The 21,240-nt window shown below is 65.6% G+C and carries 20 protein-coding genes; 13 read left to right on the top strand and 7 right to left on the bottom strand.

Going from position 1 to position 21,240, the window contains the following annotated elements; genetic code table 11:
• Position 1: 1 nt before the first annotated feature.
• Entirely contained in the window at positions 2–820 is an 819-nt protein-coding gene (gene trpC / locus AB7531_RS20755) for an indole-3-glycerol phosphate synthase TrpC (RefSeq protein ID WP_231142079.1), read from the top strand.
• 1 nt (position 821) lies between these two features.
• Complete coding sequence (moaC, locus tag AB7531_RS20750) at positions 822–1,340, top strand: cyclic pyranopterin monophosphate synthase MoaC (RefSeq protein WP_063983055.1); 519 nt, start codon at positions 822–824, stop codon at positions 1,338–1,340.
• Between the two features lie 12 nt (positions 1,341–1,352).
• Here the strand turns inward: moaC and AB7531_RS20745 are convergent, their stop codons facing one another.
• On the bottom strand, positions 1,353–1,946 hold the full coding sequence (locus AB7531_RS20745) for a CGNR zinc finger domain-containing protein (RefSeq protein WP_063983054.1): 594 nt from the start codon (positions 1,944–1,946) through the stop codon (positions 1,353–1,355).
• Between the two features lie 139 nt (positions 1,947–2,085).
• Between AB7531_RS20745 and AB7531_RS20740 the strand changes: the two genes are divergently transcribed.
• Complete coding sequence (locus tag AB7531_RS20740) at positions 2,086–3,501, top strand: amidase (RefSeq protein ID WP_063983053.1); 1,416 nt, start codon at positions 2,086–2,088, stop codon at positions 3,499–3,501.
• Positions 3,498–4,754, top strand: coding sequence for an MFS transporter (locus tag AB7531_RS20735; protein WP_063983052.1), 1,257 nt, complete (start codon positions 3,498–3,500; stop codon positions 4,752–4,754). The genes AB7531_RS20740 and AB7531_RS20735 overlap by 4 nt, the downstream gene beginning before the upstream one ends.
• Here AB7531_RS20735 and AB7531_RS20730 read toward each other — a convergent pair.
• Entirely contained in the window at positions 4,735–4,899 is a 165-nt protein-coding gene (locus tag AB7531_RS20730; RefSeq protein ID WP_028149628.1) for a Flp family type IVb pilin, read from the bottom strand. The genes AB7531_RS20735 and AB7531_RS20730 overlap by 20 nt on opposite strands.
• A 312-nt stretch (positions 4,900–5,211) precedes the next feature.
• Between AB7531_RS20730 and AB7531_RS20725 the strand changes: the two genes are divergently transcribed.
• Positions 5,212–7,944, top strand: coding sequence for a bifunctional diguanylate cyclase/phosphodiesterase (locus AB7531_RS20725; RefSeq protein ID WP_063986344.1), 2,733 nt, complete (start codon positions 5,212–5,214; stop codon positions 7,942–7,944).
• A gap of 90 nt (positions 7,945–8,034) precedes the next feature.
• Here AB7531_RS20725 and AB7531_RS20720 read toward each other — a convergent pair whose 3' ends face one another.
• On the bottom strand, positions 8,035–9,372 hold the full coding sequence (locus AB7531_RS20720) for a S41 family peptidase (RefSeq protein ID WP_028149630.1): 1,338 nt from the start codon (positions 9,370–9,372) through the stop codon (positions 8,035–8,037).
• Positions 9,373–9,678: 306 nt separating this feature from the next.
• On the opposite strand from AB7531_RS20720, the gene AB7531_RS20715 reads away from it, so the two are divergent.
• From AB7531_RS20715 to AB7531_RS20680, 8 genes are all read left to right on the top strand, one after another.
• Positions 9,679–10,812 (top strand): alpha-hydroxy acid oxidase, encoded by a 1,134-nt coding sequence (locus AB7531_RS20715; protein WP_063983051.1) that lies wholly within the window; start codon positions 9,679–9,681, stop codon positions 10,810–10,812.
• A 13-nt stretch (positions 10,813–10,825) separates the two neighbouring features.
• Positions 10,826–11,452 (top strand): HAD family hydrolase, encoded by a 627-nt coding sequence (locus AB7531_RS20710; protein ID WP_063983050.1) that lies wholly within the window; start codon positions 10,826–10,828, stop codon positions 11,450–11,452.
• A gap of 197 nt (positions 11,453–11,649) precedes the next feature.
• The gene (locus AB7531_RS20705) at positions 11,650–11,802 is read left to right on the top strand and encodes a hypothetical protein (protein WP_207794746.1); all 153 of its coding nucleotides are present in this window, start codon (positions 11,650–11,652) and stop codon (positions 11,800–11,802) included.
• A gap of 231 nt (positions 11,803–12,033) precedes the next feature.
• Positions 12,034–13,245 (top strand): molybdopterin molybdotransferase MoeA, encoded by a 1,212-nt coding sequence (locus AB7531_RS20700; protein WP_063983048.1) that lies wholly within the window; start codon positions 12,034–12,036, stop codon positions 13,243–13,245.
• Between the two features lie 176 nt (positions 13,246–13,421).
• On the top strand, positions 13,422–14,123 hold the full coding sequence (gene lexA / locus AB7531_RS20695) for a transcriptional repressor LexA (protein ID WP_014494969.1): 702 nt from the start codon (positions 13,422–13,424) through the stop codon (positions 14,121–14,123).
• A gap of 207 nt (positions 14,124–14,330) precedes the next feature.
• Positions 14,331–14,576, top strand: a complete 246-nt coding sequence (locus AB7531_RS20690; protein ID WP_063983047.1) for a hypothetical protein — start codon at positions 14,331–14,333, stop codon at positions 14,574–14,576.
• A 192-nt stretch (positions 14,577–14,768) separates the two neighbouring features.
• Positions 14,769–15,203, top strand: coding sequence for a hypothetical protein (locus tag AB7531_RS20685; protein WP_063983046.1), 435 nt, complete (start codon positions 14,769–14,771; stop codon positions 15,201–15,203).
• Positions 15,204–15,426: 223 nt separating this feature from the next.
• Positions 15,427–16,368 (top strand): GAF domain-containing protein, encoded by a 942-nt coding sequence (locus tag AB7531_RS20680; RefSeq protein ID WP_063983045.1) that lies wholly within the window; start codon positions 15,427–15,429, stop codon positions 16,366–16,368.
• A gap of 9 nt (positions 16,369–16,377) precedes the next feature.
• Here the strand turns inward: AB7531_RS20680 and AB7531_RS20675 are convergent, their stop codons facing one another.
• The 4 genes from AB7531_RS20675 to AB7531_RS20660 all read right to left on the bottom strand — a co-directional run bounded on the left by AB7531_RS20675 (position 16,378) and on the right by AB7531_RS20660 (position 21,204).
• The gene (locus AB7531_RS20675) at positions 16,378–18,672 is read right to left on the bottom strand and encodes a ComEC/Rec2 family competence protein (RefSeq protein ID WP_063983044.1); all 2,295 of its coding nucleotides are present in this window, start codon (positions 18,670–18,672) and stop codon (positions 16,378–16,380) included.
• 95 nt (positions 18,673–18,767) lie between these two features.
• Positions 18,768–19,001 (bottom strand): DUF2171 domain-containing protein, encoded by a 234-nt coding sequence (locus tag AB7531_RS20670; protein ID WP_028149639.1) that lies wholly within the window; start codon positions 18,999–19,001, stop codon positions 18,768–18,770.
• A gap of 126 nt (positions 19,002–19,127) precedes the next feature.
• Positions 19,128–19,514: a nuclear transport factor 2 family protein gene (locus AB7531_RS20665; RefSeq protein ID WP_063983043.1), complete on the bottom strand. Its 387-nt coding sequence runs from the start codon at positions 19,512–19,514 to the stop codon at positions 19,128–19,130.
• 13 nt (positions 19,515–19,527) lie between these two features.
• Complete coding sequence (locus AB7531_RS20660) at positions 19,528–21,204, bottom strand: glutamine--tRNA ligase/YqeY domain fusion protein (protein WP_063983042.1); 1,677 nt, start codon at positions 21,202–21,204, stop codon at positions 19,528–19,530.
• Between the last annotated feature and the right edge of the window lie 36 nt (positions 21,205–21,240).

Genomic DNA, 21,240 nt, shown 5'->3' with positions numbered 1-21,240 from the left:
CATGTCTGACATCCTGACCAAGATCGAAGCCTACAAGCGCGAAGAGATCGCAGCCGCCAAGCGCGCGCAGCCGCTCTCGGAAGTCGAGGCCAAAGCCAAGGCGCAGGGAGCCCCACGCGGCTTCGTGCGCGCGATCAAGGCCAAGCACGCCAATGGCGACTACGCGCTGATTGCCGAGGTCAAGAAAGCCTCGCCGTCGAAGGGGCTGATCCGCGCCGATTTCGATCCGCCGCTGCTCGCCAAGGCCTATGAGGCCGGCGGTGCGGTCTGTCTGTCGGTCCTGACCGACACGCCCTCGTTCCAGGGCCATCTCGATTTCATGGTGGCGGCGCGCGCGGCAACGTCGCTCCCGGTGCTGCGCAAGGATTTCATGTTCGACACCTATCAGGTGATTGAAGCGCGTGCGCATGGCGCCGACTGCATCCTGATCATCATGGCCGCGCTCGACGATGCCACCGCCAAGGATCTCGAGGACGCCGCCCTCGCCTACGGCATGGACGTACTGATCGAAATCCACGACCGCGCCGAGCTCGACCGTGCGCTGAAGCTGCGTTCGCCGATGATCGGCGTCAACAACCGCAATTTGCGCACCTTTGAGACCACGCTCGCGACCAGCGAGACGCTGGCGCCGCTGATCCCAGCGGAACGGCTGATGGTCGGCGAGAGCGGCATCTTCACGCCCGCCGATCTCGCCCGGCTCGAGCGCGTCGGCATGTCGACCTTCCTGGTCGGCGAGAGCCTGATGCGGCAGGCCGACGTGACCGCCGCCACGCGCACGCTGCTCGCGCGTGAGACTGCGCGCGCGACGAGTACGCGCTGACATGGCGCGCAAGCCCGCCAAGGCCAGGCAATCCAAGACGAAAGCCGGCCCTGCCCTCACCCATATCGGCGCCTCCGGCGAGGCGCGGATGGTGGACGTGTCGGACAAGCCCGCGACCGAGCGGCTCGCGGTCGCCGAAGGCCACGTCATCATGACCAAGGCGACGCTTGATCTCATCGTCTCGGGCAACGCCAAGAAAGGCGACGTGCTCGGCACCGCGCGCATCGCCGGCATCATGGCCGCCAAACGCACCTCGGAGCTGATCCCGCTCTGTCATCCCCTCGCGCTGTCGAAGGTCACGGTCGACATCGAGCCCGACGCGAAACTGCCAGGCTGCCTCGTCCGCGCCAGCGTGAAGGTGACGGGCCCGACCGGCGTCGAGATGGAGGCGCTCACGGCGGTGTCGGTCGCCTGCCTCACCATCTACGACATGATCAAGGCGGTCGAACGCGGCGTGCGCATCGAGGGCATCCATCTGGTCGAGAAGCTCGGCGGCAAGTCGGGCCACTACCGCACCTGAACGCCGCGTGATCTATTTCGCCTCGCGCTGCCGCTCGCGATAGGCGCGCGTCTTCATCCGGTTGCCGCACAGCGTCGACATGCACCACCGCCGCGTCGATGGTTTCGAGCGGTCGAAGAACACCCGGCGGCATTCCTCCGACGCGCACATCTTCAGCCGGTCCAGCGTTCCCACAAGCGTTGCGTCATGAAGCTCGATCGCGATGGCCGAGAGGCCTGCGAGCGCATCCTCGCGCGCTGCCGACAGCATCGCGCCACGGCCTGCGCGCGCCTCCACCCGCAACGGAAACGGCGCGAGCGCCTCATTGAGCGTGCCGAGAACGCTCCTGTTCCGGGGCCGCTCGGCGGGCTCACATTGCAGATAGGCGCGCAAGGCGCCGCGCAGTCGTAGCGCGGTCTCAAACATCGCGGGCGTGACACGCCCGCCCTCGGCGCCAAGGCCGCGTTCCCGCATCCAGTCCGCAAGTTCCTTCGGCCCGCCAAGCTCATCGCTCTCCGGGTGCTCCACGCCGAAATGCATGAAGTGGCGAACATCGAGCGTGTTGGCGAAATCGTAGACGTTCGCCAGCGTGTCGGGAACCTGGAATTTGCGAGACTCTTTCGACATCGGGACACCAAAGATTTGAACACCAGTAAAACAGATTTACTGGTTGACAGCAAGCGACACCTGTATCCTAATTATACTAGTGTCGAATCCTTCGGGATCGAGCGCCCATTGCGATCACCAGAACGGAGACCCCGAACCGATGGCCGACGCCCTGCACTATCTCGAACTCACCGCGCTCGCAGCACGCCTCAAGGCGCGCGACATCTCCGCGCTGGACGTGACGCGCGCGCAACTCGACCGTATCGACGCCATGGACCGGGATCTCGGCAGCTACGTTCACGTGATGGCAGAAACGGCCATCGCCGAGGCAAAAGCCGCGGACGCCGAAATCGCACAGGGTCGGTATCGGGGGCCGCTGCATGGCGTGCCGATTGCGCTCAAGGACCTGTTCTGGACCAAGGGCATTCCGACGGCGGCCGGCACCATGCTTCATTGCGACTTTCGTCCCCACGAAGACGCAACCGTCGTGCGCCGGCTCAAGGACGCGGGCGCCGTGATACTCGGCAAGCTGCAACTCACCGAGGGCGCCTATTCCGATCACCATCCGTTGGTGACGCCGCCGAAGAATCCGTGGAATGCGAGTTACTGGCCGGGCATTTCGTCCAGTGGCTCGGCGGTCGCAACCGCTGCCGGGCTTTGCTTCGGCTCGCTCGGCTCCGACACCGGCGGTTCGATCCGCTGGCCGTGCGCCGCCAACGGGCTGACCGGATTGAAGCCGAGCTGGGGTCGCGTCAGCCGACACGGCGCCTTCGAGCTGGCCGCGACGCTCGACCATGTCGGACCGATCGGCCGCAGCGCGGCCGATGCGGGCGCACTGCTCGGCGTCCTTGCCGGACACGACCCCAACGACCCGACCTCGGTATTCGATCCGGTGCCCGACTATCTGGCCGCGGCCGCACAGGACGTGCGGGGCTTGCGGATCGGCGTCGATGCCGCCTGGAACAGCGACGACGTGGACGTTACGACACAGCACGTGCTGGCAGACGCCATCGATGCGTTCCGCGCGCTAGGCGCCGGCATCGTCGATGTCAGATTTCCCGACGTCATGCAGGCGATTGCCGACTGGACACCGAATTGTGCGGTAGAAGCTGCGGTCGCGCACGAGGCGACCTATCCTGCCCGCAAGAACGAGTATGGCCCGATGCTCGCCTCGCTGATCGAGGCCGGTCGCGCGCTCTCCGCTCTCGATTATCAGAAGATCCTGCTGCGGCGGCTGGCGCTGCGCGGCCGCGTCACCGCGCTGTTCGAGACCATTGATCTACTGCTGATCCCGGTACACCCGTTCCCGCCGGTGACGCTCGCCATGACCCAGACGCTCGGCGAGCAGCCGGATCTGATCGCGAAGCTGCAGCGATACACCTGCCCGTTCGACGTGACCGGTCATCCCACGATCGCGCTACCGGGTGGTGCATCAGCAGACGGACTGCCGATCGCGTTCCAGCTCGTCGCCGCTCATCTCGACGAGGCCATGCTCGTGCGCGCCGGCGCGGCGTTCCAGCGTGCCACGTCCTGGCATCGTCGCCATCCTTCCCTCAGCTCGCGGAGGCAGCATTGACCGTTCAATCCACGCTCGCTCAGCGAAGCATTTTCCATGGCTGGTTCGTCGTCGCGGCGGCATTTGCCGTCATGTTCGTCGGCTTCGGCTCCGCCTACACGTTCAGCGCATTTCTGGAGCCGCTCCAGCACGATTTCGGCGCCTCGCGCGGTTCGATCTCGCTCGTGTTTTCCATTGCGGGCTTTCTGTACTTCGCGCTCGGACTCGTCAGCGGTCCCCTCGCCGACCGGTTCGGCTCGCGTCCGCTGGCCATCGCCGGCATGATCCTGATCGCGGTCGGACTTGCGGCCGCGAGCGCCGCACGTTCCCTTGTCGAGGTCTATCTCGCCTACGGGCTGGGCGTCGGCCTCGGCCTCGGCTGCGCCTATGTTCCCGCGATCGGCGCGGTGCAACGCTGGTTCGTCAAGCGCCGCGGCTTTGCCTCCGGGCTCGCGGTGAGCGGCATCGGGCTCGGTACGCTGGCGATGCCGCCGCTCGCCTCATTGTTGATCGCATCGGTGGGCTGGCGCGGCGCCTATCTGGTGCTGGGCGCGATCGCCCTGGTGCTGGGCGGCGGAGCGTCGCTGCTGATCGAGAACGATCCGAAGCACCGCGGCCTCGGACCCGACGGCGATCCGCCTCGCGAGGCCGCGGGCGCAGGCAATGCTGGCGGCGCTTCGGTGCGCGAGGCCGTCCGGTCGACGCGGTTTGTCGCCCTCTACGCATCGTGTCTGGTCTGCTCGTTCGGCGCCTTCGTCCCGTTCGTCCATCTCGTGCCATACGCGCGCGACCACGGGGTCACGGCGTCCTCTGCGGTGCTGCTGCTCGGCGTGATCGGGGCCGGCAGCACCGCAGGCCGCTTCTTTCTCGGCGCGCTCGCCGACCGGATGGGCCGCGACCGCTCGCTCATCATGGTCCTGGTCGGAATGGCGTTGGCGATGGCGATCTGGGCCATCGCCGCCGATGTCTGGACCCTCGCCGCTTTTGCCTTCGTCTACGGCGTGTTCTACGGCGGCTGGGTCGCGGTGCTGCCCGCTGTCGTCATGGACTATTTTGGCGGACGCAATGTCAGCGGAATCATCGGTATTCTCTACACCAGCGTGGCGTTCGGCACACTGGTTGGCCCGAGTGCGGCCGGTTTCGCCTATGACGTCAACCACAGCTATACGTTGCCGATCCTGATCAGCGCCGCCGCGAACGTCGTCGCGGCGCTGATCGTGGTGACGATATTGGCGCGCGGCGGAGCCCACGCGATCAGCGCAGCGAAGAGCTGATCGACCCGAATTTGGCGTTAAGCTTGGAGCCCATGCCGTTCACGACGGAAATGATGGCCAGCGCGATGCCGGCGGCAATCAGGCCGTATTCGATCGCGGTCGCACCACGCTCGTCGGCCAGGAAGTTCTTCAAGGTGTTTGTCATCGTTCGTGTCCTCTCTGTGTCGTCGGCAGGCATGTTCGCAAATCACGTGCCAATGCCGACTCGAGGATCGCCAACATCTTAGATGGTTAAGCCTTGGTTGACCGTGGCACGACCGGTAGGAATTGACCGGCATCGCGAGAGCGTCCGGCAATTCCTGCACGTCTTGCGTCGCGCGCATCGATTGCTTTTGTACGCGGCCGTTCATGTCGCATTAACCGCGCTTCCTAACTTCGCCTCCATATCGTTTCCGTAAACCAACGGATGTTCTCGGGATCAAGAAGCGATCCTGACGTGTGCGCGGCAACGATCGACATGATGACGAAATACGGCAGTCGCCTCTTTGACCAGGTCTTCGTGCGCAGCGGACCGATCCGCTGGCTGGTGGTGGGCGGCACGTTGCTGATCGCGGCCATCGCCATTGGCTCGGTCCTGATGGCGCAGAATTTCCGAGAGCGCGCGCTGCGCAACAGCGGGCGCGAGCTGGAAAACACCGTCCTTCTGCTCGCTCATCATTTCGATCAGCAGTTGCAGGATTTCGCGGTCATCCAGAAGGATTTCGTCGACCACGTCCGCGCGACCGGCATCGCAAGCGCCGAGGACTATCGCAAACGCCTCTCCGGCCAGGACGTCCACCGGATGCTGCGCTCGAAGATCGAGGCGCTGCCCTACATGGGCGGCGTCAACATCATCGATGCCGAAGGCAATCTCATCAACTCCTCGACGGCGTGGCCGGCCCCCAAAGTGAACGTCGCCGATCGCGCCTATTTTCGTACTTTCAAATACGATCCTTACTCGCCGAACGTGCTGATCGAGCCGGTGCACAGCCGCGTCTCCGGCGCCTGGACCATCCTGATCGTGCGCAAGATCGTGGGACCGAACGGCGAGTTCATGGGCGTGGTCGGACGCGGCATCGAACCGGCCAATTTCGAGAAGTTCTTCGCCTCCGTCGTGCTCGGCGAAGGCGCCACGATCTCGATGCTGCATCGCGACGGCACGCTGCTCGCTCGCTATCCCCATTCCAGCGAGCAGATGGGCAGGAATTTCAAGACCGGCCCGTTCGAGCAGCAGAGGATCTTCGGGCTCGATCACTTCGCCGGCCGCATCATGAGCCCCGTCGACGGAGAAGACCGTCTGATCTCCTCGCGTGCCCTGCCCCACTTCCCGATCCTGATGATGGCCACCACAACGCGCGCGGCGGCGCTGACGGACTGGCGCGAGCAGATCGGCATCCTGATCTCGGTTGCCGGCGCCTCCGCGCTCGCCATCGCGGGCGTGCTGATCGCGATCGTGCGCAAGCTGCTGGAGCAGCACCGCGCCTCTCGCGAGCGGCTGACGCTGGAGAAGCAGCGCCTCGACCGCGCCGTCAACAACATGACGCAGGGCCTGCTGCTGTTCGATGCCGAGCGGCGGCTGGTGATCTGCAACCAGCGCTACATCGAGATGTACGGCCTGTCAGCCGAGGTGGTGAAGCCCGGCTCCAGCTTCCACGACATCATCGCCCACCGCAAGGCGACCGGCTCGTTCAGTGGCGACATCGGCGACTATGTCGTCCGTGTGCTGCGCGACATCCATGTGCGTAACTCCATGGTGGTCGACACCTCCGACGGGCGCTCGATCCACATCCTCAACGAGCCGCTCGCTGACGGCGGCTGGGTGGCGACCCACGAAGACGTCACCGAGCGCCGGCGGACCGAGGAGCGCATCACCCACCTCGCCCATTACGACGCGCTGACCGACCTGCCCAACCGCACCATGTTCCACGAGCATCTGCGCGCGGAGCTCGCCGCCATCGCCGGTGGCGAAGAGATCGCGGTGCATTACATCGACATCGACGAGTTCAAGGGCGTCAACGACGCGCTCGGCCATCTCGTCGGTGACGAGCTGTTGAAATCGATCGCGACGAGCCTCAGCCGCTGCGCAGGCCCGGCGGACTTCGTGGCGCGGCTCGGCGGCGACGAATTCGCCATCGTACAGAGCGCGGTGACGTCGCTGGAGGAGGTCAACGAACTCGTCGCGCGGGTCTTCCAGGCCATCCGCGCGCCGTTCGACTGCATGGGCCATCATCTCACCACGGACGCCAGTATCGGCATCGCGCTGGCGCCACGACACGGCACCGCGCTGGACCAGATCCTGAAGAATGCGGACATGGCGATGTATGCCGCCAAGGCCGCCGGACGCCGCACCTATCGCTTCTTCGAGCCGGAGATGGACGCCAAGGTCCGCGAGCGGAGGCAGCTCGAGATCGATCTGCGCCACGCCATCGCCCAAGGTGGGCTCGAAGGCGGGCTCGAGGTCTACTACCAGCCCTGCCTTGCCCTGAAGGACGACCGCATCACCGGCTGCGAGGCGCTGGTGCGCTGGCGCCATCCCGAGCGCGGCATGGTCTCGCCCGTCGAGTTCATTCCGATCGCCGAAGACACCGGCCTGATCAACGAGATCGGCGAATGGGTGCTGGCCACGGCCTGCCGCGATGCCGCCAACTGGCCCGACGACATCCGCCTCGCCGTCAACGTCTCGCCGGTGCAGTTCAAGAGCGGCACGCTGGCGCTGAAGATCATGGCGGCCCTTGCCGCCTCCAATTTGCCGGCGAGCCGGCTCGAGCTCGAGATCACCGAGGCCGTGCTGATCCGCGACGACGACACCGCGCTTGCGATCCTGCATCAGCTCCGCGCCATCGGCGTGCGCATCGCACTCGACGATTTCGGCACCGGCTACTCCTCGCTGAGCTATCTGCACCGCTTCCCGTTCGACAAGATCAAGATCGACCGCTGCTTCGTCAGCGACATCGCCGGTCCCGACGGCTCCGCCAGCATCGTGCAGGCCGTCGTTAACCTGGCTGCCGCCCGCCGCATGACCACCACGGCCGAGGGTGTCGAGACCGAGGAGCAGCAGCGCCTGCTCCGTGCGCTCGGCTGCTCGGAGATGCAGGGCTACCTGTTCAGTGCCGCAAAACCGGCCGACAAGGTGCTGGAGCTGTTCGCGCTGCACCGCAGCCGCCTCGCCCAGCGCGGCGGCGAGGAAAGCCGGCACCGCGAGGCCAGCTAGGGCGGTCTTCCCAACAATTGGAAGCGTCACCGCACGAATTCGCCCGGGAGCGGTCATCCGCTCCCGGGCGATATCTGGACGTCGTAAGGCTTAGTTCGGTACCGCCGCCTTCGGCGCAGGCTTGGCGGCGACCGCATTCGCGGTCACGCCGTGCAGGAAGTCGTAGGCCGCATGCAGGGCCTTGTCGTCCTTCTCTTCCGGCGGGACGTAGGACTGCGATCCGGTCTGCTCGGTGCCGTCGGCGGCCTGCAGATGGCCGCGCATCTGGGACTCCGCCATGGTGTCCATGCGGCCCTTCAGCTCGGGCGGAACATCCTGGAGGATCTCGATGTCGGGCGCGATGCCCTGGGCCTGGATCGAGCGGCCCGACGGCGTGTAGTACCGCGCCGTGGTCAGCGCCAGCGCGCCATTGCCGGCGCCGAGCGGAATGATGGTCTGCACCGAGCCCTTGCCGAACGAGCGCGTGCCGATGATCGTGGCACGCTTGTGGTCATGCAGCGCGCCGGCGACGATCTCCGAGGCCGAAGCCGAGCCGCCATTGACCAGAATCACCAGCGGCTTGCCCTTGGTGAGGTCGCCGCCATGCGCGGTGAAGCGCTGGGTCTCTTCGGGATTGCGGCCGCGGGTCGAGACGACCTCGCCGCGCTGAAGGAAGGCGCTCGACACCGAGACGGCCTGGTCGAGCAAGCCGCCCGGATTGTTACGCAGGTCCATCACGTAGCCGACCAGCTTCTCCGGCGGGACCTCCTTGGAGATCGACGCGATCGCCTTCTTCAGGCCGTCGGTGGTCTGCTCGTTGAACGAGGTGACGCGGATATAACCGATGTCGCCGTTCTCGACGTGGAAGCGCACCGGACGCACATGGATGATCTCGCGCTTGATCGCGACGTCGAGCGGGGCGTCGGCGCCCTTGCGCACGATGGTGAGCTTGGTCTGGGTATCGACCGGCCCCTTCATCTTGTTGACGGCCTGCTCGAGCGTCATGCCCTGCACGGCATCGCCGTCGATCTTGCTGATGAGGTCGCCGGACATGATCCCGGCCTTGGACGCCGGCGTGTCGTCGATCGGCGAGACGACCTTGACCAGGCCGTCCTCCATCGTGACCTCGATGCCGAGCCCGCCGAACTCGCCGGAGGTGGTCTCCTGCATCTCGGTCCAGGCCTTGTCGTTCATGTAGCGTGAATGCGGATCGAGCGAGGTCACCATGCCGGTGATCGCACCTTCGATCAGCTTGGAATTGTCGGGCTTCTCGACATAGCTCGCCTTCACCCGTTCGAACACTTCGCCGAACAGATTGAGACGGGAATAGGCATCATCCGCGCTCGCTGCCGCCCGTGCCGCCCATACTCCACCGTGCGGGCTGGCGACCAGAAGGGTTAGACACGCTCCCGTGAGTGCGCCCAGGGGGAACAGCAGGTTTTTCCGCATGGATAGGCTGGCCTTCTTGCTGGAGCTTTGCTTTGGGCTTGTGAGGCGCCATGCAAATGGCGATCCAGCCCGCTGTTCACAATACCATTCTGGTTTCTTCAAGGCCGGGACGCCACGCCGGCGGGTACATCGTAAAAATCCCTTCGCCCGGGCCTAAACTTTTGGCAACGTTCCGAGACCGTTTCGCGCAAGGCGGGAATCGGCCGGCCGGCCCACGCCTCTCAGCTATGCGATTTTAGGATGGTTTTGGAGGGCCGGACACGATAGGCGATGACAATAAGGCTTCAAATTCTCGGGAGGACAACAATGAACGACGCGCCCCGCATCCGGCCGGAAAGGAACGTCGAACTCGGCGCCAGCGCCGAGCCATTCCAGAACCTGCACGAATTCATCCGCAAGGCGCGCGCCAACCTCAACCAGAACGCCTGGGACTATATCGTCGGCGCCGCCGAGACCGAGACCACGATGCGCCGCAACCGCATGGCGCTGGACGAGATCGCCTTCCGGCCGCGCGTGCTGCGCGACGTCCGCGAGGTCGACGGCTCGGTCGAGCTGTTCGGACGAAGGATGCGGCTGCCGGTGGTGCTGGCCCCTGTCGGCGCACTGGAGATCTTCGATCCGGATGGCGCGGCGAGCGTCGCCCGCGCCTGCGGCACCTTCGGCGCGGCGCACATGCTGAGCTCGGTGTCCGAGCCCGGCCTGGAGAAGACCGCCGAGGCCGCCCCTGATGCGCTGCGGCTCTATCAACTCTATGTGCGCGGCGACGACGACTTCGTCGCCGATGTCGTCAGCCGGAGCGAGAAGAACGCCTACGCCGCCTTCTGCCTGACCGTCGACACCGCCCATTACAGCCGTCGCGAACGTGACATTGCCAAGCGCTATGTTCGCGAGAGCCGCCTGCGCGCCACCGGCGGCGATTACCAGAAGGGCCTGGAGTGGCGGACCGTGAAGATGATCAAGGACAAGTTCAAAATCCCGCTCATCCTGAAGGGCATCGCCACCGCCGAGGACGCCCGGATCGCGGTCGATCACGGCGTCGAGTGGATCTACGTCTCCAACCATGGCGGCCGCCAGCTCGATCACGGCCGCGGTGCCATGCATGTGCTGCCCGAGATCGTCGAGGCCGTGAAGGGACGCGCCAAGATCATGGTCGACGGCGGCTTCTGCCGCGGCAGCGACATCGTCAAGGCGATCGCGGCGGGCGCGGACATGGTCGGCATCGGCCGGCTGCAATGCTGGGCATTGGCGGCAGCCGGCGAAGCCGGCGTGAGGCGAATGCTGGAGCTGCTCGAGGACGAGGTGCTGCGCTGCCTCGGCCTCTTGGGCGCCACCTCATTCGCCGAGGTCGACAAGTCCTGCCTGCACCAGGCGACCGCAACGAATGCGCCGAGCGTGTTCAGCGCGTTCCCGCTGTTCGACCACGACCCCTATCGATATTGAGTGAAAGGATGCAATGAGCTCGCTCTCTCCCGGCAGCGCGGACGCGCTCCTGTTCGATCTCGGGCGCGTCGTGCTCGACATCGATTTCTCCAAGGCGATCGCCTGCTGGGCGGGACATGCCGGCTGCAAGCCGGAAGCCATCGTCGCGCGCTATGTGCGGGACAGCGAAGCCTACCGGCTGCACGAGGTCGGCAAGATCAGCGACGAGGCCTATTTTGACTCGCTGCGTGTCGCGCTCGGGATCGGCATTTCGGACGCGCAGTTTTTGGAGGGCTGGAACGCAATCTTCGCCGGCGAGATGCCCGACATCGCCGAGCTGCTGCCGCGCGCGGCGAAGCAGTTGCCGCTCTACGCCTTCTCCAACACCAACCGGCCGCATGTGGACCACTTCTCGAAGGAATATGCTGGCCTGCTCGGCCATTTCCGCGAGCTGTATCTGTCGTCGAGCATCGGCCTGCGCAAACCCGATGTGGAGGCCTTCGACCATGTCGTGGCCGCGATCGGCGTGCCGGCGAACCGTATCGTGTTCTTCGACGATCTTGCCGAGAACATCGAAGGAGCGCGGTCGCGCGGCCTGACCACGGTCCACGTGACCTCGCCCCGCGACGTCGGGAACGCCCTCAAGGCGCTCGGAATCTGATCTCTGACCGGCAAGCCGACGGGCCGCGAATGGAACTATTTTGCCCGGGGGCGAGGAACCAAGTCCCTTTGTGCATTTTTATACAGAGTTCCCGGAACGATTGCCCCTCTCAGGACTCATGAGTCCGTTGGGAATTCTACATCGGGCTTATCGTCGTGTTAGGCAAAACCTACCTTACCAAGCAGGCCTCTCTGCTGATGAAATTCGCCAGAACCACCTCGGATTCTGACCTTTCCGCAAAACTGATCAGCAAGGCCGCCGACCTGAAATCCCAGGCCGACCCGCTGCCTGACAAGGATCAGGGCCCCGCAGCGCCGGACGTCAGTCCGTACAAGCAGCCGGGGGGCTGACCGATGCTGGCCGTGGCTCTCGTCTTTCTCGTCCTCGCCATGGCCATCCTCGTACCGGTCTGTCTCGCCTTCTGGATCATGCCGCGGCGGACTTGATGCTCACCCTTCATCGCAGAGCGGATGACGCAGGATAAATCATCCTGCGCGGCCACTGTTTTGCCTCTGCGCCTGCACTCGGCTAGAACTCTCGCCGCCGATTTGCCCGAACGGGCCCAGCAGGAGTTTTCACCCGTGGCCCTGATGCCGGTTTCCGACGCGCTCGCCGCGGTGCTGGCGGGCGCAGAGCCGTTGCCTGAAGAGATGATCGCGCTCGACGCAGCCTTCCACCGCGTGCTCGCGCGCGATGTCGCGGCGCGGCGCACGCAGCCGCCGCAGGCGATGTCGGCAATGGACGGCTATGCGGTGCGCGCGGTCGATGCGGCGAAGATCGACTCCCAGCTCACCCTGATCGGCGAGGTCGCGGCGGGCCGCCCGTTTGCGGGATCGGTCGGCGCCGGCGAGGCCGTGCGTATCTTCACCGGCGGTGTCGTTCCCGATGGCGCTGATGCGGTCGTGATCCAGGAGGACACGATCGCGGACGGCAAGCGCATCACCATCAAGGAAGCCGCCGTAACGGGGCGGCACATCCGCCCCGCCGGCGTCGACTTCTCGGAAGGCGACGTGCTGCTGCGCAAAGGGGCCCGGCTCACCGAGCGCGACCTCGCGCTCGCCGCCGGCATGAATTACCCGCAACTGCCAGTCCGGCGACGCCCGAAGGTCGCGATCCTCGCCACCGGCGACGAGCTGGTGATGCCGGGTACGACGCCGGGCCACGGCCAGATTGTCTATTCCAACGGCTACGCCCTGCACGCGCTCGCCCGCAGCGAGGGCGCCGATACGATCGACCTCGGCGTTGCCGCCGATACGCTGGAGGCCACCACGGCCGGCATCGGCCGCGCGCGGGAAAGCGGCGCCGACATCCTGATCACGACCGGCGGCGCCTCTGTCGGCGACCACGATCTGGTCCAGCAGGCGCTGAGGGACGAAGGTATCTCGATGGCGTTCTGGAAGATCGCGATGCGACCGGGCAAGCCGATGATGAATGGGCGGCTCGGCGCGATGCGCGTGATCGGCCTGCCCGGCAATCCCGTGTCATCCTACGTTTGCGGCTTCCTGTTCATGGTGCCGTTGATTCGCGCGCTTTCGGGCCGTTCGATGATTCATCACCGCCGCGAACCTGCGGTGCTGGGCCGCGATGTCGGCGCCAATGACCAGCGCGAGGATTATCTGCGCGCACGCCTCGAGCTGCGCGATGACGGCACGCTCCTCGCCCTCCCCGTCAATCACCAGGATTCCTCGCTGCTTGCGAATCTCGCTGCGGCACAGGCACTTCTCGTGCGCGCGCCATTCGCGCCGAAGGCCGAAGCCGGCGCGCCTTGCGAGGTCTTGCGACTGCCCGTCTGATCGCTTCGTTCGCGTGCGTTCCGCGAACTTTGTCGCGTTCACGGTAAATTAAGCAGTTGCGGAACATGTATCGAACATATAGTGTCCGTTCATGATTTGTTTCGAGAATGTAGCGGCTTACTGCTGAATTCAGCGTCTCGGAATCGAACGACATCAACCGGGGGATTTTGGTCGAGATGTTAACGCGCAAACAATACGAGCTCCTGCGGTTCATCAGCGAACGGCTGAAGGAAAGCGGCGTGCCGCCCTCCTTCGACGAGATGAAGGACGCGCTCGACCTGCGCTCGAAATCGGGCATCCATCGCCTGATCACCGCGCTCGAGGAGCGCGGCTTCATCCGGCGCTTGCCCAACCGCGCCCGCGCCATCGAGGTGATCAAGCTGCCCGAGCTTCAGGCCGCCGCCGGCAGCCGCCGCGGCTTCACGCCGAGCGTCATCGAAGGCAATCTCGGCAAGGTCCGCACGACTTCCAGCCCGCCAGCGGACGAGGGCGAGCGCCCCGTCGCGGTGCCCGTGATGGGCCGCATTGCGGCCGGCACGCCGATCGAGGCCTTGCAGACCCGCAGCCACACCATCAGCGTACCGCCTGACATGCTCGGCTCGGGCGAACATTACGCGCTCGAAGTGCGCGGCGATTCCATGGTCGAGGCCGGCATTCTCGACGGCGACATGGCGCTGATCCAGCGCAACGAGAGCGCCGATACCGGCGATATCGTGGTGGCGCTGATCGACGACGAGGAGGCGACGCTGAAGCGCTTCCGCCGCCGCGGCGCCTCGATCGCGCTCGAGCCCGCCAACGCCGCCTATGAGGTCCGCATCCTCCCGCCCAACCGGGTGAAGATCCAGGGCAAGCTGATCGGGCTGTACCGGAAGTATTGATACCGGACGTGCCGGTATCGGTTATTGGGCGCCCCGCGCGCTTTCGATCGGCATCGCCGATCCGAGATTGGAGCGGACGATTGTCCGCTTCCGCTGGATAGTCTTTCTGGTTTCGCGCAGATTATCCGGCCCCTCCTCCAGCGGTAAATCCTCGGCACGCCGCGCGAAGCAGCCCTGCTTCGCGGCCTTCAGGTTCGAGGAGAAGTCATGCGCCGGATCGTTCTGAGCACAGTTGCTGTGGCGCTGATCGCAGCATCAGCGTCGCAAGCCTTGGCCGTGCAAGCCTTGGCCGTGCAAGCCTTGGCCGTGCAAGCCTTGGCCGCGCAATCGCGGCCCCATGTCCGCAAGGATACCGCCATGAGCGAGCAAGTCCGCAAGGCCCTCGACGCCGTCGACCAACCGTCGCGGCCGGGCTGGCAATATTCCGGCTGGTCGGCGCCTCCGGGGCGCTGACACGCGCCTGCAGAATGCAAAGGGGCGGGCTTTGTTCCTGGTGGATTCGGGAAAGTTAATGTGATTGCGGCCTGCGGCGGCGAGCCGTAGATTTGCCTACAACCCGGCAGAACGTTTGGTATTTCCACTCTGATAGAGGCCTGCGCCTCGATTAAGAGACGTGGGTCGCTATCCCTGCATGAGGAGCACCCGATGTGTGACTACAGCCTGCATGCCGTCGCGTCGCGTCCCGCCGAAGTCGGCGAGACGATCGTCACGACAACCTTCCGCGGCACCTCGACGCGCGGCTTTGCCTCCGCGGCCGATCCGACCGTCGCGGTCTGCCTGCTCCCGGGGACGGAGCTCGCCTTCGCCGACAACGTCCGCTACGACAATCGCTGGATCTGGACGCGCACCGTCAATTCGCGCGTCGGCAAGTTCGGCAAGATCGATCCGCACATTCCCGATCGCCATCATGATGCGATCGAATTCCCCGACGGCAAATCCGTGCTGGTGACGCAGCTGGTCGAAGGCCAGCGCGCGACCGTGCTGCAGCTACCGGTGACCCAGCCGCTCGGCGAGCGCGAGCACAAGCCGCAGACCATCACCGACAGCCGGACAACCATCACCCGCCTGCCGATCGGCTGATGCAGCCATTCCCGGCCGGCAGGTCGGGCCAGGATTGAAATCGCCATCGCCGGCCGAGGCCGGCGAGATGGTGTCGTTTGTGTCCCGCGAAACTCCATCGGGCGGACCAAGCCGTGGCGTCTCCCACCGCACGAAGTTTGCGCTGTCCTGCCTGAATTTTGAACGTCCGTTCCGCAGCCAAATGGCCGATGCTTGGTGCGGCTTGAGGCGGCGGGCACGTTCGATGAAGACCTTCATTCGCGTCGTTGAACTCTGGGTGCCTGACCGCACGCGGATGCGGCTGGAATTCGGCGGCGGCCTCTACGGGGAAGGGTTGTCCGCGTTCAGGGACGTGAGCGAGGATCTGCATTTCGGATATGACGAGGGGCTTCCCGGCAAGGCCTGGGCCAGCGGCCACCCCGTGATCCTCACCAGATTCACCGATTCCTACTTCAAGCGGACCGATCAGGCCATCGCCGCCGGGCTGACCTGCGGCGTGGCGGTGCCGGTGTTTTCAGGCGAGTTCCTGCAGGCCGTCATGGTGCTGTTCTGCGGCGACGACGAGGCCCATGTCGGCGCGATCGAGCTTTGGCACAACGATGCCGAAACCTCCCACGAGATGGCGCTCGTCGACGGCTATTACGGCACCGCCGACATGTTCGAATTCAACTCCCGCCATACCAGATTTCCGCGCGGCTTCGGCCTGCCCGGCCGCATCTGGAAAGCCGGCCTGCCGCTGATCATCAAGGACCTGCACGATGCCAGGAGTTTTCTGCGCTGGGAGGACGCCGCCAAGGTCGGAATCAATCTCGGCGTCGGCGTTCCCTACCGGACCGGCACCGATCAGACCTGGGTGCTGACATTTCTCTCCGCGCAGGCGACCCCGATTGCGCGACGCTTCGAGATCTGGGTCCCGGACGAGGCCCGTTCGGCGCTGGTCTTCCGCGCCGGCGATTGCAGCGCGCAGACCGACCTCGCCACGCTCTATGCGACGAAATCCATCGCCAAAGGCGAAGGCAGCATCGGCGGGGCCTGGGCCACCGGCATGCCCGCACTCAACGACGATCTCGCGCGTGACGGCTCGGTCGCGGCCTTGCAGGCCAGCGCCTCTGGACTGAGCCAGATGGTCGTCCTGCCGGTTATCGGCAACGCCAGGCTCGACGCCGTGCTGGCCTGGTATCTGTAACCCGTCCGCTCAATCCTCGGCCTGCAGGTCGGCTTCCGATGGCGTCGCGTCGCGGTTGCGGGGAGCCGCCGCCTGCGGCGCAAGGCTCGCGCCGAAATCCGCCTCGCCGGCGGCCGCCGGCGACCACGGACGGTCTGCCCCCCTTGCCTTCGCCGCCTGAACCGCGAAGCCGTCGCCGCTTTGGGTCAGCGCCAGCGCGCCCTGTCTTGCGAGACGCTGACGGTCGACAACCATCGCCGCGCAATCCGGCGGCGCCGGCCGCGCCGTCACCACCAGCGCGGCCCGGCTGCAATCGTCAGCCAGTGAATCGATGCGCAAGGCTAGCGCGACCAGGCGCCCGTCGGCGAGCGGCGTCACGCAGCCGGCCTCGTCGCACGACACGCCGGCGGCCAGTGAGGCACTGCCGGCGTCGCGCGGATCGGCGTCGGCGGCGAGCCATTCCTTCAGAAGAAAACTGTCCTTGCTCGACCTGATGAGATGCAGGTGCCCATCCCTGCCCCGCACCGCGACGCTCTGGCCGTCACCGGCGATCAGGACATCGGGCTGCCGCGCACACAGTCCCCAGAGGATCGCGGCCAACAGCGCCACCGCGCCGGCCCAGCGCAACGGCGTGCGCAACAGGCCCATCACGATGATCCCCAAGCTTGCCGCGATCAGCGGTGCGATGCCGAAAGCCGAGATGCGGCCGACCGCGCCCGGCAAAGCGGCCACCCAGCGGGAGACCGCAACCATCCAGTCGATGCCGATCCCCATCAGCCACCAGAACGGACCATCGAGTCCGAACGGCGCTGCAATCAAGCCCAACAGGCCCGCGGGCATCACCAGGGCCGAGACCACCGGCATCGCCCCGAGGTTGGCGAGCACGCCGAACGGCGTCACGCGGTGAAAATGGAAGGCGGCATAGGGCGTGGTCGCGAGCCCCGCGATCAGCGAGGCCAGGAACAGCATCGCGATCTCGCGCCCGCCCCACATTGCAACCCGCGCGGTCGCGGAATGATCTGGCGACGCAAACAGGTTCGGCATGCCGATCTGCACCAGTGCCACCAGTCCGAGCGTCGCGGCGAAGGACATTTGAAAACTCGGATGCACCAGCGCCTCCGGCGCGACCGCGAGCACGATCAGCGCGGCCACAGCCAGCGTGCGGAAGGTGATGGCACGGCGATCGACCATGACCGCGATCAACACCACCGCCGTCATGAAGAACGAGCGTTGTGTGGCGACCTCCGCACCCGACAGCAGCAGATAGAACGCGGCTGCGACCAGCGCGGCGGCCGCCGACCATTTCTTGATGGCAAAGCCGGCCGCCATTCCAGGAATCAACGCCAGCAGCGCGCGCACCGCGAAGAAGACCACGCCGGCGACGACCGCCATGTGATAGCCGGAAATCGAGAGCACATGTCCGAGCCCCGAGATGAACATGGCGTCGTTGACGGGCGTGGTAATCGCGTCGCGCCGGCCCGTGAGCAGCGCGGTCGCAATCGCCCGGTTGTCGCCCTCGAGCGTGGCGCGGATGCGCGCGTCGATCGCATCGCGCAGACCCTGCATGAAGGCGGCATAACGCAGCCGCAAGCCGCCGGCATCCGGCGGCACCGATGCCGCAATCGTGCCCATCACGAAGCCGGAGGCGCCGATGCCCTGGAAGAACATGTCGCGCGAAAAGTCATAGCTGCCGGGGCGCACCGGCGACAACGGCGGCAACAGCCGCGCCTTCAACTGCACGAAGCTGCCGACCTCGGGCGCAGTCCCCTTGCGCACGGAGAGGCGCACGCGCTCGAGCTTGACGTCGCTGCGCTGCGCCTCCATCGCGGTGACGCGCAGCACGAAGCGGTCGGTGCGCTCGCGGATGTCGCGGGTCTCGACGAAGCCCGACAGCGAGACGGAATAAAGCGGCTTTGCCAGCACCGTGTGCGCGATCCGCGCCGTCTTCCAGGTCGCCGTGGCAAAGCCGGCCGCGACCGCCGCGATCATGATCGCCGGCGCAAACAACCGGCTCCGCCGCAACAGCACGGCGCCAAGCATGAGCGCGATGGCCGTCGCGGCAACGACCCACAGCACCGGTTCATGATCGGCGGCAAAGTAGAGAGCGATGCCGCCGCCGAACGCGACCGGCACCCATGGCAACAACCGCCCGGCGCCGGCCTCGGCGCGCGCCCATTCGCTCAGGGTCCCGGCCAGCGACGTCCAGAGGTCGAACCCAGCCGGCGCGAGGCCGCCCGCGGATGCAGCTCGGCCGACGGGCCAAGTCCCCGCAATCCAAGTCCCCGCGATCCCCTGGGACCGAACTGGCCGGCCCGGCTCCGCCATTCCCTGCACCTTACGATACGCGACAGGCCAGGAGGCTACCGGAACGTGCGGCTGCGCGAATAGCGGTACGGATCAGGAACGGAGCGAACGGCCCCCTACTTTTCCTCTTCCATCGTCACGGCGACGTCCGCCTTGGCCGAGAGCCGAACCTTGTTGCCCTCGACACCGGCAACGAGGCCCTTGTCGATGAAGTGATGGTGGCCCTTGTGGCTGCCCTCGCCGCTGTCCTTCTTGGTCAGCTTGATGCGATGGCCCTCGACCTTGTCGACCGTGCCGATGTGGACGCCATCGGCGCCGATGACTTCCATATGCTCTGCGATGTTCTGCATGGTGGGTTCCTTGTTGGACCCACCCCAACGCGCGGGAGCAGAGTTCGTTGCTATCGCCATTCCGGGGCGCGCCACTTGGCGCGAGCCCGGAATGACGAAAGAGAAAGAGGCGGAGTAGCGCGACTGCTAGATCAACGGCGCGCGCGACGAGGCGTGGTGATTGACGATCTTCCAGTCGCCGTCCTCGCAGAGGATGACCCAGCTCATCTTGACCGAGAACTCCTCCCTCTCGCCGGCGAGGTCAAACGACACGATCGCGGCCATGTTGATCAGGTCCGGGCTGGCTTGCGTGGCGCGCACCTCGGAAAACACGGCGCTCGGCTGGCGCCAGCGCGGCAGGTCGCTGAAGTAATCGGCGACGCCGTCCCTGCCCCGATAGAGTCTTGGATTCGAGCCGAAGAAGAACGCGTTCTTCGCATAGAGCGACGACAGCGCAGCCGCATCGAGTGTCGCGAAGCCGGCGCACCATTTCGCGATGATGGCGGAAACGATCGCGTCGGCTTCACTGCTCATAGGCCCAATCCCCTCAGCCCTTGGCCACTTCCTTCGCGAACGTGTCGCGCAGGCCGATGGTGCGCGAAAACACCGGCTTGCCCGGCCTCGAGTCCTTGTCGCGCACGAAATAGCCCTGACGCTCGAACTGCATCGGCTCGGTCGAATTGCTCTCCGCAACCGATGCCTCGATCCGCGCGTTGGAGAGGATCTCCAGCGACTGCGGATTGAGATCGGCCGCGAAGTTCGAGGCGTCCGGGCTCGGATTGGAGAACAACTGGTTGTAGATGCGGATCTCCGCCGGCACCGACGTCGCCGCCGGCAGCCAGTGCATGGTCGCCTTGACCTTGCGGCCGTCGGGCGCGTTGCCGCCCTTGGTCGCGGGATCGTAGGTGCAGCGCAGCTCCACCACTTCGCCCGCGTCGTTCTTGATCACGCCGGTGCACTTGACGAAATAGGCGTAGCGAAGCCGCACCTCGTTGCCCGGCGACAGGCGGAAGAACTTCTTGGGCGGATTCTCCATGAAGTCGTCCTGCTCGATATAGAGCTCGCGGCCGAACGTGATCTTGCGCGTGCCAGCCGAGGGATCGTCGGGATGGTTGATCGCCTCGAGCTCTTCGGTCTGCCCTTCCGGATAGTTCTCGATCACCACCTTGAGCGGCCGCAGCACGCCCATGCGCCGCTGCGACGTGCGGTTCAGCTCCTCGCGGATGCAGAATTCCAGCATGCCGACGTCGACGACGCTGTTGGCCTTGGCAACGCCGATGCGCTTGACGAATTCGCGCAAGGCTGCGGGCGGCACGCCGCGGCGGCGCATCCCCGCTACAGTCGGCATGCGCGGATCGTCCCATCCGGCGACATGACCGTCGCGGACGAGCTGGGTCAGCACGCGCTTGGACAGCAGCGTGTAGGTCAGGTTGAGCCGCGCCATTTCGTACTGGTGCGGCTTGGACGGCACCGGCAGCTTTTCGATGAACCAGTCGTAGAGCGGCCGATGGTCCTCGAACTCCAGCGTGCAGATCGAGTGCGTGATGCCCTCGATCGCGTCCGACTGGCCGTGCGCATAATCGTAGCTCGGATAAATCGACCACTTGGTGCCGGTGCGCGGATGGTGCGCATGCAGGATGCGGTACAGCACGGGGTCGCGCAGGTTGATGTTGCCCGCGGACATGTCGATCTTGGCCCGCAGCACGCGCGCGCCGTTCGGGAATTCACCCGCCTTCATGCGGCGGAACAGGTCGAGATTCTCGTCCACGCTGCGGTCGCGGAACGGCGAGTTCTTGCCGGGCTCGGTCAGCGTGCCGCGCGCGAGGCGAATCTCCTCCTGGGTCTGGTCGTCGACATAGGCGAGCCCGTCGCGGATCAGCTTCTCCGCCCATTCGTACAGGCGGTCGAAATAATCCGAGGCGAAGAACAGGTTCTTGCCCCAATCGAAGCCGAGCCAGCGCACGTCGGCCTGGATGGAATCGATGTATTCCTGCTCTTCCTTGACCGGGTTGGTGTCGTCGAAGCGCAGATGGCAGCGGCCCGGAAACTCCTGGGCGATGCCGAAATTGAGCGCGATCGACTTGGCGTGGCCGATATGCAGGTAGCCGTTCGGCTCCGGCGGGAACCGGGTCACGATCTCCTGGTATTTGCCCTGATCGAGGTCGGCCTGGATGATGTCACGAATGAAATCGCGCCCAACCTCGTTCGCCACCGGTTCTGTCATTACGAAAATCCTGTAGGGAAATCAGCGGCCCTTCTG

It is taken from the genome of Bradyrhizobium sp. 63_E2_N1_3, from assembly GCF_052076005.1.
Taxonomy (GTDB): domain Bacteria; phylum Pseudomonadota; class Alphaproteobacteria; order Rhizobiales; family Xanthobacteraceae; genus Bradyrhizobium; species Bradyrhizobium barranii.
The sequence above is the reverse complement of the archived record's forward strand: the minus strand, read 5'-3'. Positions and strand labels throughout refer to the sequence as shown.